The 15,211-nt window shown below is 45.1% G+C and carries 18 protein-coding genes; 14 read left to right on the top strand and 4 right to left on the bottom strand.

All coding sequences use genetic code 11. The annotated features are described in order from the left end of the window. Positions 1–374 precede the first annotated feature (374 nt). From C7R94_RS20545 to C7R94_RS20525, 5 genes are all read left to right on the top strand, one after another. Positions 375–1,133: a ParA family protein gene (locus C7R94_RS20545; protein WP_015894094.1), complete on the top strand. Its 759-nt coding sequence runs from the start codon at positions 375–377 to the stop codon at positions 1,131–1,133. Continuing rightward, entirely contained in the window at positions 1,130–1,975 is an 846-nt protein-coding gene (locus C7R94_RS20540) for a ParB/RepB/Spo0J family partition protein (protein WP_106784222.1), read from the top strand. Before C7R94_RS20545 ends, C7R94_RS20540 begins: the two co-directional genes overlap by 4 nt. 15 nt (positions 1,976–1,990) lie before the next feature. Continuing rightward, entirely contained in the window at positions 1,991–3,145 is a 1,155-nt protein-coding gene (locus C7R94_RS20535) for an aminotransferase class V-fold PLP-dependent enzyme (protein ID WP_106784220.1), read from the top strand. Positions 3,146–3,175: 30 nt separating this feature from the next. Then, entirely contained in the window at positions 3,176–3,889 is a 714-nt protein-coding gene (locus C7R94_RS20530) for a DUF554 domain-containing protein (RefSeq protein WP_106784217.1), read from the top strand. A gap of 166 nt (positions 3,890–4,055) precedes the next feature. Continuing rightward, positions 4,056–4,955: a diacylglycerol/lipid kinase family protein gene (locus C7R94_RS20525; RefSeq protein WP_106784215.1), complete on the top strand. Its 900-nt coding sequence runs from the start codon at positions 4,056–4,058 to the stop codon at positions 4,953–4,955. Positions 4,956–5,045: 90 nt separating this feature from the next. Here the strand turns inward: C7R94_RS20525 and yyaC are convergent, their stop codons facing one another. After that, positions 5,046–5,651 carry a spore protease YyaC gene (gene yyaC, locus C7R94_RS20520; RefSeq protein WP_106784213.1) on the bottom strand — a complete coding sequence of 202 codons (606 nt, stop codon included), beginning with the start codon at positions 5,649–5,651 and terminating at the stop codon, positions 5,046–5,048. A 214-nt stretch (positions 5,652–5,865) separates the two neighbouring features. Between yyaC and C7R94_RS20515 the strand changes: the two genes are divergently transcribed. The 4 genes from C7R94_RS20515 (at position 5,866) to C7R94_RS20500 (ending at position 8,138) form a co-directional block, all read left to right on the top strand. After that, a complete protein-coding gene (locus C7R94_RS20515) occupies positions 5,866–6,147 on the top strand; it encodes a putative Se/S carrier protein (RefSeq protein ID WP_047070283.1) in 282 nt (93 codons plus the stop codon). Beyond that, entirely contained in the window at positions 6,144–7,019 is an 876-nt protein-coding gene (locus tag C7R94_RS20510; protein WP_106784210.1) for a mechanosensitive ion channel family protein, read from the top strand. The genes C7R94_RS20515 and C7R94_RS20510 overlap by 4 nt, the downstream gene beginning before the upstream one ends. Positions 7,020–7,034: 15 nt before the next feature. Then, positions 7,035–7,244, top strand: a complete 210-nt coding sequence (locus tag C7R94_RS20505) for a DUF951 domain-containing protein (RefSeq protein WP_007720174.1) — start codon at positions 7,035–7,037, stop codon at positions 7,242–7,244. Between the two features lie 114 nt (positions 7,245–7,358). Then, positions 7,359–8,138 (top strand): Ig-like domain-containing domain, encoded by a 780-nt coding sequence (locus C7R94_RS20500; RefSeq protein ID WP_106784208.1) that lies wholly within the window; start codon positions 7,359–7,361, stop codon positions 8,136–8,138. Between the two features lie 218 nt (positions 8,139–8,356). Here the strand turns inward: C7R94_RS20500 and C7R94_RS20495 are convergent, their stop codons facing one another. Further along, positions 8,357–8,443 carry a YjcZ family sporulation protein gene (locus tag C7R94_RS20495; protein WP_017246824.1) on the bottom strand — a complete coding sequence of 29 codons (87 nt, stop codon included), beginning with the start codon at positions 8,441–8,443 and terminating at the stop codon, positions 8,357–8,359. A gap of 357 nt (positions 8,444–8,800) precedes the next feature. Between C7R94_RS20495 and pepF the strand changes: the two genes are divergently transcribed. Next, on the top strand, positions 8,801–10,711 hold the full coding sequence (gene pepF / locus C7R94_RS20490) for an oligoendopeptidase F (RefSeq protein ID WP_106784206.1): 1,911 nt from the start codon (positions 8,801–8,803) through the stop codon (positions 10,709–10,711). Positions 10,712–10,774: 63 nt separating this feature from the next. Here the strand turns inward: pepF and C7R94_RS20485 are convergent, their stop codons facing one another. Then, a complete protein-coding gene (locus tag C7R94_RS20485; RefSeq protein ID WP_106784204.1) occupies positions 10,775–11,398 on the bottom strand; it encodes an NAD(P)-dependent oxidoreductase in 624 nt (207 codons plus the stop codon). Positions 11,399–11,614: 216 nt separating this feature from the next. After that, positions 11,615–12,481, bottom strand: coding sequence for a stalk domain-containing protein (locus tag C7R94_RS20480; RefSeq protein ID WP_158264697.1), 867 nt, complete (start codon positions 12,479–12,481; stop codon positions 11,615–11,617). A gap of 335 nt (positions 12,482–12,816) precedes the next feature. On the opposite strand from C7R94_RS20480, the gene ychF reads away from it, so the two are divergent. From ychF to rpsR, 4 genes are all read left to right on the top strand, one after another. Next, on the top strand, positions 12,817–13,917 hold the full coding sequence (gene ychF, locus C7R94_RS20475; RefSeq protein WP_047070275.1) for a redox-regulated ATPase YchF: 1,101 nt from the start codon (positions 12,817–12,819) through the stop codon (positions 13,915–13,917). Positions 13,918–14,060: 143 nt separating this feature from the next. After that, a complete protein-coding gene (rpsF, locus tag C7R94_RS20470; RefSeq protein WP_047070274.1) occupies positions 14,061–14,348 on the top strand; it encodes a 30S ribosomal protein S6 in 288 nt (95 codons plus the stop codon). Between the two features lie 29 nt (positions 14,349–14,377). Beyond that, entirely contained in the window at positions 14,378–14,857 is a 480-nt protein-coding gene (locus C7R94_RS20465; protein WP_047070273.1) for a single-stranded DNA-binding protein, read from the top strand. Between the two features lie 40 nt (positions 14,858–14,897). Beyond that, on the top strand, positions 14,898–15,128 hold the full coding sequence (rpsR, locus tag C7R94_RS20460) for a 30S ribosomal protein S18 (protein WP_005831740.1): 231 nt from the start codon (positions 14,898–14,900) through the stop codon (positions 15,126–15,128). Positions 15,129–15,211 lie beyond the last annotated feature (83 nt).

Raw genomic sequence — 15,211 nt, 5'->3', positions numbered from 1 at the left:
CTGCATTTTCGGGACAAAAACCAGGCTTTTTTGTCTCATTATCTAAAAAAAACAGCGTACGACTAAGCTGCAAATCTGATAACATGGAGAGTACCAACCTGTTCATACTTGCAGGTTTACTCGATAATCAATGAGGATAACCTTGCAGAGACTTTTTTCGTCTTATCATGTACAGGCCATGTAAAGGTTACTGGATGGCAACGAACGAAGGAATTTGTAAAAAAGATTATCGTTTTACAAGAATACGAGCAAATCGTAAATAGACTCGAATGACTAACTAGATGAGGATACAGAAGATGACTTTGAAAGACGTACTGGAGAGTGTACTGGTCAAGCCACAAGCTTTCCTACACGACAAAAAAGAGGTGGAGAAGTTGGGAAAAATCATTGCGGTTGCGAACCAGAAAGGCGGCGTCGGGAAAACGACTACGTCCGTCAATCTAAGTGCTTGTTTGGCCGCATTGGGGAAAAAGGTTCTGCTGGTTGATATTGATCCGCAAGGAAATGCAACCAGTGGGATCGGGGTGAATAAGGCAGATGTTAAGTACTGCATTTATGATGTCCTGATTAATGATATCAACCCCGTCGATGCGACTTTGCCAACTGAAATTGAAGGATTAATGATCATTCCTGCCACTATTCAATTGGCAGGTGCGGAAATCGAGCTGGTTCCTACGATTTCTCGTGAGGTTCGTCTGAAAAAGGCGCTGGAAGTAGTCAAGGACAAGTATGATTACGTCATCATCGATTGCCCGCCATCCTTAGGGATTTTGACCGTTAATTCTTTGACAGCATCTGATTCCGTCTTAATTCCAATCCAGTGTGAATATTATGCGCTAGAGGGATTAAGTCAACTGTTGAACACCATTCGGTTGGTCCAAAAACATTTAAATTCGCAGCTTGCCATCGAAGGTGTTGTGCTGACGATGCTGGATGCACGTACGAATCTCGGTCTGCAAGTGATTGAAGAAGTGAAAAAGTATTTTCAGGACAAAGTATACAAGACAATTATTCCTCGAAATGTACGCTTGAGTGAAGCACCGTCACACGGACAAGCCATCATTACGTACGATCCACGCTCACGAGGAGCGGAAGTCTATACTGATTTGGCGAAGGAAGTGGTAGGGGTATGAGTAGAGGATTGGGAAAAGGGCTGAATGCGCTTATTACTTCCAATCTCATCGAAGAAGGGGAACAGGTAAAAGAGATTTCCGTCAATGAGATTCGTCCTAACCCTTATCAGCCCCGGAAAGAATTCGAGCAATCAGCTATTGAGGAACTGGCACAATCGATCAAAGAGCATGGAATCATCCAACCGCTAATTGTTCGGAAAAGCATCAAAGGTTACGAGCTGGTGGCTGGGGAAAGACGATTGCGTGCTGCAAAGGTAGCGGGGTTAAAAGAGGTTCCGGTAGTAGTAAAAGCGTACACCGATCAGCAATTAATGGAGATTGCCCTGATTGAGAACTTGCAGCGCGAAAATCTGAATCCACTGGAAGAGGCAGAGGCGTATGACAAGCTGATTTCTCACCATAATTATACGCAAGAACAGCTTGCACAAAAGATAGGGAAGAGTCGACCGCATGTAGCCAACATGCTGCGTTTGCTGCAACTGCCAGAGAAGATCCGAAAAATGGTCTCAGCAGCCGAACTATCCATGGGACACTCGCGTGCTTTGCTTGGGGTAACGGATAAGAAAGTACAACAACAGCTTGCAAATGACGTGGTGGAAAAAGGATTGAGTGTTCGTCAGCTAGAAGAGCTTGTAAAGCAGCTCAATGTTTCACGTGAAACAAAAAAGAAAAAGCCAGCGAAAAACGAGCCAGTATTGATCGAGATGGAGGAACGTCTACGCAGTCGTTTTGGAACATCGGTCAAGATTAAAAAAGGATCGAAGCGCGGCAAGATCGAGATTGACTTCTATTCACAGGAAGACTTGGAGCGAATCATCGATATGCTGAATATAGAGAAGTAAGTCCAGGAGGTAGTCATGGCGATCATCTATTTGGATAACGCAGCTTCTACATGGCCCAAGCCACCAGCAGTCAAAGAAATGATGGCGGAGGTCATCGAGGATTTTGCTGCAAATCCTGGCCGAGGTGGACATGCACTAGCGATGAAAGCGAGTAAAGCTGTGTTTCGGACACGGGTGCAAGTTTCGCGGTTGTTTGGGATTCAAAACCCGAATAACCTCTTTTTTTACCTCAATGCCACTCAAGCGCTTAATCAGGCGATAAAAGGATTCTTACAAGCAGGCGATCATGTTATTTCATCGTCAGTTGAGCATAATTCGGTAAGACGTCCCATCGAGTACATGCGCAAAAACAACCAAGTAGAAGCAACTTTTGTCGAGCCGAGAGAAGACCATCAATTCTATGTAGAGGATTTTGCCAAGGCAATTACGCCCGCGACGCGGTTAATCGTTGTGAGTCATGCTTCGAATTTGACAGGTGTCATCCTGCCTGTAGCCGAACTGGGAAAACTGGCAAAAGAGCACGGAATTACGTTTTTGGTGGATGCTTCTCAGTCTGCTGGCGTTTTGCCTATCGATGTAGAGGCAATGAATATTGATATGCTTGCTTTTCCTGGGCACAAAGGGCTGTATGGGCCACAAGGTACAGGTGGTTTGTACGTGAGAAGTGATATTGATCTCGAGCCCTTGATTCATGGGGGGACAGGCAGTCAGTCTGAAGCGATCGATCAACCGACAACTCGTCCAGACCGATACGAAAGCGGGACACTTAATACAGTTGGTTTAGCAGGGCTGCAAGCAGGCGTTGATTTTGTCATGGAAAAAGGTGTGGACAAAATCCGTCAACACGAATGGGAATTGGCGAAACAAGCAATTCTTGGATTGCAGCAGATAGAGGGTGTGCATGTCTACGGACCCGGAATTGAGATCGAACGTGTAGGCGTGGTTGCTTTTAATATCGGAGAGGTGGATGCAGCAGAGGTGTCGTTTATTCTGGATCAACAATATGGAATTGCGACCAGATCGGGTTTTCATTGCACGCCACTTGGTCACCATACTGCCGGTACCGAACAACGTGGAGCGGTTCGAGCCAGCTTTGGAATTTTCAACTCAGAGAAAGATGTAGAAGCACTTCATAACGCTGTTCGGGAAATAGCAGCAGCGTTTGTGTAAGGGTAAGGCATCTGTAGGGGGACAGCGCAAGTGATCTTGCTGGGAACACTGGTCAACGCCGGAGCAATCATCTTAGGGGCATTGTTAGGCAGAATGTTGAAGCGAATTCCGGAGTCGATGCGACAAACCGTCATGCAAGGAATTGCTCTGGCCGTATTCGTGTTGGGCATTAAAATGTGCCTGGGTTCGGATAATTTTTTACTCGTGATTATCAGTATTGTGGTAGGAACAGTACTAGGTGAATGGATTGGGATTGAAAAAGGCTTAAACAATCTGGGGCACTGGCTGGAGAGGAAAGTTGGGGGGAGCCAAGGCAGTATCGCCACTGGTTTTATCACAGGGACGCTGGTGTACTGTATTGGAGCCATGGCTGTACTAGGTTCATTAGACAGTGGTTTGCGTAACAACCACGAAGTACTGTTTATGAAAGCAATGCTAGACGGATTCTCCGCGATCATTTTCGCATCAACGCTAGGAATCGGTGTCATCTTTTCAGCAGTGCCCGTGTTTTTATATCAAGGCATGATTGCGTTATTATCTACGAGTATTTACAGTGTGGTGAGCGAAACGATGCTGGATGCGATCCTGGTAGAAGTAACAGCGGTAGGTGGCTTGATGATTATTGCCATTGGCTTAAACGTTTTGGAGATCAAACAGATAAGGGTAGCCAACATGATGCCAGCATTAGTGATCGCAGCAGTAGGAGTTCCCTTTATCGATTGGATTTCAAAGCTGTTTTCATAGGTAGACAGAGGCTCTTCCTTCGGGAGGAGTCTTTTATTTTGAAAATCAACTATCATCGATAAAAATAGCATGCGATAATATGAGACAAAAACTTGATTTGCGAGCAAGGCTGGATAAGTGGGACGGGACAGTACAGTACGACAGCATGTTGGGGAGAGAATTTACTATGTTGGGTGTAATCGTCAATCCTGTTTCGGGCAATGGCACAGGGTTGAAAGTGTGGAGGAAAATTGAGCCGACGCTACGACGTCTAGGAGCGCCTTTTCATGTTAGGCTGACATCAGGAGAGGGGGAGGCCGAAAAATTATCAAAAGAGCTGATACAAAAAGAGGGAGTAAAAAAAATCATTGCTGTCGGAGGGGATGGAACGGTCCGAGGCGTGATAAACGGGATATACGAATCGAATCAAGAGTGTCGATTTGGATTGGTACCGGCTGGTTCCGGGAATGATTTCGCTCGCGGACATGGAATTCCGATGAAACCGTTACAGGCATTAGAGCGAATTTTGTCGGAAAAAGGGGAAAAGCGAATCGATCTGATTTTAATGAATGGAAAAGTAGCAGTGAATTCAATCGGGGCCGGATTCGATGCACAGGTAGCAAAGATAACGGATCAAGCTGTGTACAAAGCTTGGCTGAATCGGTACAAGCTAGGAGCACTCGCCTACATTATATCGGTGATTCGCGTCGTATGTACGTATCAGCCACGTGACATCGTAATAAACGTTGATGGTCATGAGGTTGGTTTTGAGGCTGTCTGGCTAGTCGTCGCTGCCAATATTCCGAATTACGGAGGCGGAATGCTGATTTGTCCCGATGCAATACCAGACGATGGCATTGCGGACATTTGCATAGTAAGTGGTGTGCGTCGCCTCGGATTGTTAGCTGCTTTTCCGAAAATATTCACAGGAGCTCATCGTCATCATCCGGGTGTCCGCTTTTATAGGGGCAAGCAGGTAACGATACAAGCAGCAGGACAGCTGCCTGTTCATGCGGATGGAGAAAGCGTAGCGCCAACGCCGCTCAATGCTCAAGTGATCGAAAAGTGCCTGACGATTTATGTGTAAAAAAAATAGACCTGTCATCCGGTGAGGGAGAGAACAGATCAAAAAGAAAGTTTTCCAAAGAGGGATGGAACCTTTTGCAGAAAGAAACGGTCAATCATATAAGACACTATCGAATCGACTCGGCGTAGAAGCCAGTGTTACGGCTTTTGCCAGTCCGGAAGCTATGATATCTGCCATGTTCATGACGATGGAGAGCCGTGTATTTTGAAGGACAAAATACTCCATGAACCCTCCTACGTTGACTATCCCGGTAATGTGGAAGGAACCAACAGGAGGCAGCTCTTTTTTTACACCAGCCCCTGGCTTTAGTGGACCATTAATCACATTGATGTTTCCGACGTGGCTAAATTGACCTAAACAGGCATCGACTGCAATGAGTGTAGCTGTCGGATGATTCGCTTGGATGAGCTCTAATTTTTCTTTAAGATTCATAGCGTGTACAGGGTCCTCAAGCGTTCCGTACACTTGCAAAAAACGAGGTGACTGTGCGATGAGCTTGGTTCCTACTAATGGGCCTAGAGCATCCCCAGTAGAACGGTCTGTCCCAATACATACAATGACAAGGTCGTCATCGAACCGATTTAAGCGAAAGCGCTGGGCAAGGTGACCGGCGAGATGCTCGTCTGCGTTTTCACTGCGGTATTCCACTTTAAAAGGTGGCAAAGAATAATCCTTGTGATTATCGGATGTACTCATGAAAACCCCCACTCTTGCCGACTTGGCTTAAACCAACCTGTAAAAGGTTATATAAAAGTATTCACAGTATCGTACCGATATGACATTTTTATACCTGCTAATGGGAAAGTTACGTAGGTTTTGAAAACTCAGCGAGGCTGGCAAGCATGAAAACGAACAGGTAAAATAAGAGGAGCCTATGGCAGTTTACGTGAAAGAGATAAGGGGGAGTGAAATGGGAGGAGAGACGGTGCTGATCGCGTTTGATTCCACGCAGCAAGCTTTGCGGGCAGAAATGCTGCTGGAGTACGAAGATATTGAGATCGATACAAGACCTACGCCAAAAGAAATAACGGCAGGCTGTGCACTTTCCATTGAGTTCCCACTGTCGGATTACTCACGAGCGAAAGCGATCATGATGGAACAACAAGTGGTAATACGAGGATACTTCCGTCAGTTTTTTGGCCAGTATAGCGAGGTCGACGAAAAAGGGGAGCAGAAGGAGCGGGAGGAATGAATCAAGCTGGTTTTTTTGAGAGAATTTATGCCCAAGTATATGCGTATGTGACAGATGCAGATATGTGGGTAAATATAGGGATGGCTGTACTGAAAATCGCAGCGATTATCCTGTTATCGCGAATCGTCGTTTCCGTTGTGCAATCAGGCGTAAATAAAGTGTTCCAGCACCGCCATGGAAGCAAGATTCAAATGGATCAACGCCGAGTGGACACGATGCGGGTGCTCGTCAACAATATCGTTCAATACAGCATTTATTTTTTGGCGATTCTCATGATCTTGCAGCTGTTGGGGATAGATTTGCGCCCTGTTTTGGTAAGCGCAGGGGTACTGGGATTGGCAGTCGGTTTCGGGGCGCAAAGTCTCGTGCGTGATATCATTACGGGTTTCTTCATTATTTTTGAGGACCAATTTGCTGTCGGAGACGTCGTAACGATCAACAATTTGACAGGCACGGTGCAGGAGATTGGTCTGCGCATTACAAAGGTACGAAGCTGGACGGGAGAGGTACACATCTTTCCAAACGGCACGATTAATCAAGTGACCAACTTTTCTTTGCAAAATACGTTAGCGGTTGTTGACGTATCTGTGGCATATGAAGAAGATCTGAACCAAGTGGAGTCTGTGCTCAAAGAAGTATTGGCATCGGCTCAAACAGAATTGACGGATATCGTAGCTGAGCCACAGATTTTGGGGGTACATGCACTGGGACCTTCCGAAGTCATCATCCGGGTTACGGCTGAGTGCAAGCCGAACACGCATCACGGGGTCAATCGAAATTTGCGTGCGAAGATCAGAACGGAATTAACCAACCGAGGCATTCAAATTCCGTATCCAAAAATCGTCGCGGTGTCTGGAAAGGGAACAGTGTAGAGAGGAGAAAGAGAAATGGAGCGCAAGCAATTTGGACTGGGGGATGTCGTACAAATGAAAAAGCCACATCCATGTGGCACGAATGCGTGGAAGGTCATACGCATGGGTATGGATGTGCGAATCAAATGTACGGGGTGCGATCATAGTGTGATGATTGGACGACTAGAATTTGAACGCAAGCTGAAAAAGATACTGATTCGCGCGGAGGAAGAACCGCAAGCATAGACCATATTTCTTTGATCAACCCATCTGTCTTTTTCTACAATGCCTGTAAACGATGATGCGATGCGCTTATATGCTTAAGGGAGCGGCTTTGTCGTTTTAGACGGGAGGGGTTCGATGAAAAAGATGAGTGTTCAGTGGTTGCAATGGGTAGTAGTGCTTGCGCTTTTCCTACTTCCATCACAGGGAGTGTGGGCAAAGTCAGCAAACGACTGGGGAGTGAGAATATCCCCAGCTGACAAATCGGCGGAAATAGACCCGGATCAAATCATTACACTGACGTTTTCGGGGCCGGTTTCGTTAAAAAATGGGCAAGAGCTCACCGACAAGTCTGGTCTCTCGATCATTTCGCTCACGGATGCGAAAAAAAAGAAGGTCCGTTTTACGGCGAAATGGAACAAAACAGATCGAAGCATGACGATTGATCCGGTAGGCAATTTGGAAGCAGGGGCATCCTATCGAGTTAGCTTGCTGGGGAAAAAAGTGAAGGATCAGCGAGGCAATTTGAATCCAGAGCTGACCAGCACGTTTCAAACGAGAAAACCTGTGGATAATATCGCTCCACAAGCAGTCATATTGCCCGGTCACGGGGCTAAAAATGTAAAGCTCCAGGATAAAGTGACACTCCAGTTTGCCGAAGATATTGCTTTGGTTGGTGGAGGAGTCCTCTCCAGCAAAACAGTCGGGCCATTAGTTCGTGTGACAGATGAAAAAGGGGCTATCGTTCCGCATACCATTACGTGGAACAAAAGCAAGCGGATGTTGTCTGTGAAGCCAAAAGGAAAATGGCAGCCACATATGAGATATCAGGTAAGTCTCATTGCGGGTCTGGTAAAGGACACAGCAGGTAATGTAAATCAAGCGCAGTGGATAACTTTTCAGACCGGGTCGAAATAGTTGAAGCATGTGGGTAAAAAAAAGGATGCAGCCAATATAGGCGCATCCTTTTTCCTTTTGTACAATCAAATGTATCTCCCGGTGTTGGTACTGAGGTTATGACTGATCATTATCCCTAGGACGCATTGCCTTGGCTATGATCTATGTGGAATTGGAGAAGGTAAGGCTGCTGAGGATGCAAGCTTACCTTCAGATAGGCTGGATGGCAGCGGAGTAGGTTAGTCGCAGTCGCAACCTACGATAACGAGAAGGATGAACAGAACCAAGATCAGCGCGAAATCGTCGAAGCCGTTAAAGATACCCACTTGCTAACACCTCCTACCGTAGTTTCAATACTCATGCTATGTAGGAACCCACTACGAGGTATAGGCGAATGCCCCAGTTCCAAGGAAAATAAGTTATTCACAGCATATCCACAGAAAATGTGGACAACTTTTTGCGAAAAAAGAGAGTGTCCGCAAACGCTGTGGGGGACGAAAAGCTGTTAGTAAATAGTTATCCACAGACTTATCCACAAAAGGGGATTTTCTCTGGATAAATCGACGGTTATTATTGAATATTTTAAAAATTTTTATTAGTAAGAAGGAATTTGGCAGGTGAAAATATAATTACACACTTATAAATTTGGCAAAAATAGATAGAAGAAAAGGGGCGATTGAGATTTGAAGAAGCAAGTATTTGCATCAGTTACGGCTTTGGCCATTGCATTGTCGACAGTATCCGTACCATTCATTCCTTACAGCACGCAGGCGGTAGCTCTTGCTGCTGAAAAGCCTTCTTATCAAACTCGCGCTGAGATCCCAGATGCGTACAAGTGGAAGCTGGATCATATTTATCCGACTGTTAAGGAATGGGAAAAGGATGTTGCTAAGGTTGAATCTTTGGCAAACGCTTTCACAAAGCACCAAGGCAAGCTGGGTACATCTTCTGCTGCGATGCAGGCTGCATTCGATGACTATGTTGAATTGATGCGCTTAAATGACAAAGCATACGTGTACGCAAACATGTCTCTCGATGTAAACTCCGCGAATCCTGATCTACAAAAGCTGGGAGACCGCGCTGAGAAAATGTACACGCTTGTCACGGAAAAAACCTCATGGGTACAGCCTGAAATCGTTGCGATTCCCGACGACAAAATAAAAAGCTTGCTGTCCGAAAAGGAGCTTGAGCCTTACAAGCTGTTTATCGAAGACATGCTGAGAACGAAACCATACTCACTCTCTGCGGATATGGAGCAGCTCTTGGCGAAATCGTCTCCATTGGGCGGTGCGCCTACTAATATTTACAGCATGCTGTCCAAGGACGTGAGGTTCCCTAAAATCAAAGATGAGACAGGCAAAGAAGTACAGTTAACTCGTGCCAATTTCATTTCCTATATGGAAAGCAAAGATCAAAATGTGCGCAGAGAAGCGTTCAAGGCGTATTATGGGGCTCTGATTGATTTCCAAGACTCGTTTGCATCGACGTTGGCTGCCAAAGTAAAGGGCGATAATTTCTACGCAGCGGTACGCAATTACGATTCTGCGCTGGAAGCAAGCCTGACCCCGAACAACGTACCGACGAAGGTATATGATGAGCTGATTGACACGGTGAATGACAATCTGCCATTGCTGCATCGCTACATTGCTTTGAAAAAGAAAATGCTTGGCGTGAAGGAATTGCACATGTACGACATTTACGTGCCGATCGTTCCATCTGATGACAAATATATTTCCTTCGACGAAGGGAAGAAAATTGTCGTTGATGGGCTACAGGTAATGGGTGATGACTATGTGAAGGCAATGTCTGAAGGCCTCGATGGCGGTTGGGTAGATGTCTATTCCACCGATGACAAGCGCACGGGTGCTTACCAATGGGGTGCTTATGATACACATCCATACGTCCTGTTGAACCACCAAGGTACACTCGATGATGTGTATACGATCGCCCATGAGATGGGACATGCCATGCAGTCCTATTACACGAACAAAAACCAGCCGTACATTTCGTCCAACTATCCAATCTTCACGGCAGAAGTGGCTTCTACCATGAATGAAACTCTGCTGTTCAAGAGCATGTACGCGAAGGCGAAGACGAAAGAAGAGAAGATGTATCTCTTGAATCACTATCTGGAAAACTTCCGTTCCACTCTGTTCCGTCAGACGCAGTTCGCGGAGTTTGAGAGAGCGATTCATGAGAAGGAGCAAGCTGGGGAATCTCTGAATGCGGAAGCGATCAAGAAGATTTACCTCGACATCAACAAAAAGTACTACGGAAAAGACATGGTTTCCGATGAGGAAATCGGTATGGAATGGGCACGTGTGAGCCATTTCTACAACTATAAATACTACGTCTATCAATACTCGACGAGCTTTGCCGCTGCACAAGCATTAGCGAAGCAAATCATGGATGAAGGTCAGCCAGCTGTGGATCGAGTTCGCAAAAACTTTCTCGAAGCGGGTAACTCTGCTCCGCCTATCGAGGTGCTGAAAGCAGCAGGTGTGGACATGTCCACGTCCCAGCCAATCGAGCAAGCGATGGAAATCTTTGAAGAGACATTGAATGAGCTGGAAAAGCTGGTAAACGAGAAGTAAAGAAGCAATAGAAAAACAGGCCCCCCTTCCATTACGGATAGGAGCCTGTTTTTTCTGTATGTATCAATAGGCAATACCGACTCGCGCCTGTATGTATTCGGAACTGGAAAGCTGCTGATACGTAAACTCTGCCGTATCGGGAACGGAAATTTGCATCCCATCTACAGGCAACTGGTGAGCCTCAACCCGGTAAGTGCCTGTATACTCGCCATTAGGCAAATAGGTCGGACATACAATGGTCCAATCGAGTTCGGACTGTTCCAAGAGCGAGTATGCCTTGTGATGTTCCTCGGCAGCACGCGTCAATTTTTGTCTGGACTCACTGGATTGATAGCGGAGCAGGTCAGGAGAAACTCTGCTTTGCAAGATGCCAGCGGTGCCCACCGTAATAATGCGTGACACGCCTTCACGTTTCATTGCTTCAATAATATAGGGAGTTCCTTCAGATAACGTCGTCGCTTTATCTGTTCCGAGAGCGCTAATGACCGCGTCAACTCCACGCATGGCTGATGAAACATCCTTTTGATCGAGGACGTTTCCGGTCAGGACACGCATATTTTCATGAGCCAGATGAAGGAGCTTGTCTGCCGAGCGAACGAGAACGGTTATTTCATGCCCATCTTTTAATGCGTAGTCGAGGATATGGCTTCCTACGCGACCAGTGGCACCGAGAAGTAAGAGCTTCATTTTTGGAGTCACCTCATTTATGAAAATGTCGAGAGATTTCAAAGAACAAGTTTTTTTCAGTCTAGTGGAAGTTGTCTGAGTTGAGACTATCTTGGGCGACTGATACTGTGGAACAGGCAACACAAACGCTGGCTAACAAAGTAATCGTAGTGCATAGAGCTCATACATGGCAAGAAAGGTTCAATCAGTGTATTGAAAGGGGCTGCGAACTATTGCTTAGCTCGTCACGCTTGGTCTTTTAAATAAAATATTTTTCATTATGAATTTGCCATCTTTAAAATCATATTCAATGATTATATCCCCCATATATTTCAAATAATCACCTTCTACACCAACAATAGCCTTTATTGTATGATTGGAGATTTCGTAATAAACAAGATTTCCATAACTAATTTCAGAAACTCTCTCAGGAAAAAGTTTGGACAATTTAAAAGGGATTTCCTCTAACTTTATATTAGAAATAGTTTCACCTATTTTTATTTCCACTTCAGTATCAGATATTATTTTTGTTGTGACATTGTTTTTAATGATATCTAATGGATTTTCTATATGATGCTCAGTAAGGTTTTCAGGATTTACTATATGAATTGTTTTGTTAGAAAAACCTGTCCCATGGCCCTTACTTAAAATAATAACCAATTCTTTTTTTTGATCATTATTTAAATCTAAATAACGCAATTGAGGTAAATCTTCAATCTTTGCAATGGTTTGCCAATTAAAAACCTTTTTAACCCCATTAATGCTTACTATTAAATCTTTGTACATGTTGTTATTTTTATTTAAAGCATATAAGTAAATTTCTTCTTCAGGAATAGAAGCAATCATTTTGATATCAGCGTTAATATCAACTGCTTGTTTGTTGTCATCCCAACTTACTTTAGAACCTAAAGATTCCGCAATTAACTTAACTGGTACATAGACACGCCCATTTATGAATTGGGGGTCCCACCCGGTCTTTTGTTCACCATTAAGATAAATAGATATTTTTTGTTGTACGGCATTACTATCATTAATCCAAAGACTAAAGAAAACTATTGACAAAAGCGATAAGGTGATGGCTAACTTTCCCTTTTTGGGTAACATTTTTCTCCTCCTCTTATTTCTCTGATCACTCAACCCATTGAACATGTAAGTAGCATTAATTTATTATGCCTCGTATCAATATCATGAATCCACCTACTGTAAAAAAAGGGATTTACTACTTGTATCTGTCGGTGGATACACCTGAAACAAATGGATTTCGAGATATGTTGGATCGGGGTAAAGAGGGAAGAGCGTGTGATAACTTATTTGATCCGATCCTGACGTTTACTATATTAATTCGTATTCATTGTTTTCAAGTTAATGGTTGATTGGACGCAATGACAGAATGTGATAGACTATTTGAGTTGGATATTAAATGAACGAGGTGTATATAGATGGGTGCATCATGCGGGATTGTAGGTCTTCCTAACGTAGGAAAATCGACATTGTTTAATGCCATTACACAGGCGGGCGCGGAATCGGCTAACTACCCGTTCTGTACGATTGACCCGAACGTAGGGATCGTAGAGGTACCAGATCCGCGTCTGGAAAAGCTGACACAGATCGTTGTACCAAACAAGGTAGTTCCAACTGCGTTTGAATTCGTAGACATTGCAGGCTTGGTAAAAGGCGCGAGCAGAGGCGAAGGACTTGGCAACCAGTTCCTTGGACACATCCGTGAAGTGGACGCGATTGCCCATGTAGTCCGTTGCTTTGAAGATGAGAACATCACTCACGTAGCAGGTCGCGTCGATCCTTTGAGCGATATCGAGACAATCAACCTGGAGCTGATTTTTGCTGACCTGGACTCTGTTGATCGTCGTATTGACCGCATTGCACGCAAAGTGAAATCCGGCGACAAGGAATCCAAACAAGAGCTGGACGTGCTGGAGAAATTGAAAGCAGCATTCGAAGAGGGTCAATCTGCTCGCAGTGTAGAACTCGATGACGAAGAGCGCAAATGGATTCGCGATTTGCATCTGCTGACAATCAAGCCAATGCTGTACGTGTGCAACGTAGCGGAAGACGGCATTAACGATGCAGACAACAACCCGCATGTGCAGACAGTTCGTCAGCATGCAGCGAGTGAAGGCGCAGAAGTGGTTGTCATCAGCGCGAAGGTAGAAGCAGAAATCGCTGAGCTCGAGGGCGAAGACAAAGAAATGTTCTTGGAAGAGCTGGGACTTTCTGAGTCTGGTCTCGACCGCTTGATTCGTGCTGCTTACAAACTGCTGGGATTGGTAACATACTTCACAGCTGGTGTACAAGAAGTACGCGCTTGGACCATCCGTCAGGGTACAAAGGCTCCAGGAGCGGCAGGCGTAATTCATACCGATTTCGAGCGCGGCTTCATTCGTGCGGAAGTGATTGCGTACGATGATCTGGTAGATGCTGGTTCTGTGGCAGCAGCGAGAGATCGCGGGAAGTACCGTCTTGAAGGGAAAGAGTACGTAGTGGCAGATGGAGATGTTATGCATTTCCGTTTTAACGTTTAGTACGAAATTCTTGATTCGGCATAGGCGTTTTGCTATAATACGATAATGCGAGTATTTATGGAGTGCATGTATTGTGCGTTTCGTTTTTAGCACTCGCTCCTTGCCCGTTTAGGGCCGCAAAGTCCATAAGGAGGTGAAAAGGTATGCGTCAATACGAAGTGATGTATGTATTGCGTCCAGACCTTGAAGAAGAGAAAGTAAAATCCAATGTAGCTCGTTACAGCGAAGTTGTAACTAACTATGGTGGAGAAATCTCCAAGCTTCAAGAAATGGGTAAACGTCGTCTTGCGTACGAAATCAACAAGTTCCGTGAAGGTTACTACGTTTTGATGAACTTCAAAGCGAACTCCGATGCTGTTGCGGAAGCTGAGCGTCTGATGAAAATCAATGACGACGTAATCCGCTTTATGTTTGTTCGTGATGAGAAGTAATCATTGTCGCGTTCAGAGGGGGAACCAAGATGAATAAAGTCATTCTCATCGGCAACCTGACGAAAGATCCAGAACTTCGCTACACGCCAAATGGCGTTGCCGTTGCTACTTTTACTGTGGCCGTGAATCGTCCCCGCACCAATCAAGCGGGTGAGAGAGAAACGGATTTCATTAATATTGTCGCTTGGCAAAAACTTGCCGATCTGTGCGCAAGCTACTTGCGTAAAGGTAGACAAGCAGCTATTGAAGGACGTATGCAAACACGCTCCTACGATAATAAAGAAGGTAAAAGAGTGTATGTGACGGAAGTCGTTGCGGAGAACGTTCAATTTTTGGGCGGTCGAGGCAATGAAGCTGGCGGAGACAATTCAGGATACGATCCAGGCCCTGGCATGGGTGGCGGTAACAAACCATCCGGTCAAAGAAACAATGACTACGATCCGTTTGGTGATCCCTTCGCGAGTGCAGGCAAGCCGATCAACATTTCAGATGATGACTTGCCGTTCTAAGATCGTATAACTTTCACATTCCTACGAAGGAGGGACTATCATGGCACGCAAAGGACGTCCTAATAAGCGTCGTAAAGTATGCTTCTTTAAAGTGAACAAAATCAAGCACATCGATTATAAAGATGTTGATTTGCTGAAAAAGTTCATCAGCGAACGCGGCAAAATCTTGCCACGTCGTGTAACTGGTACTTCTGCGAAGTATCAACGTGCACTGACTATCGCGATCAAACGCGCTCGTCAAGTAGCACTGTTGCCTTACACTGCTGAATAATTTTCAAAAGCTATAAAAAGAGGGGCACAATTGCGTGGCCCTCTTTTTTCCATAGTTTTCTATGGAGACTGTACATGAGACAT

It is taken from the genome of Brevibacillus sp. NRRL NRS-603, from assembly GCF_003013445.1.
GTDB lineage: Bacteria > Bacillota > Bacilli > Brevibacillales > Brevibacillaceae > Brevibacillus > Brevibacillus formosus.
This window is presented reverse-complemented; position numbering and strand designations above follow the sequence as displayed.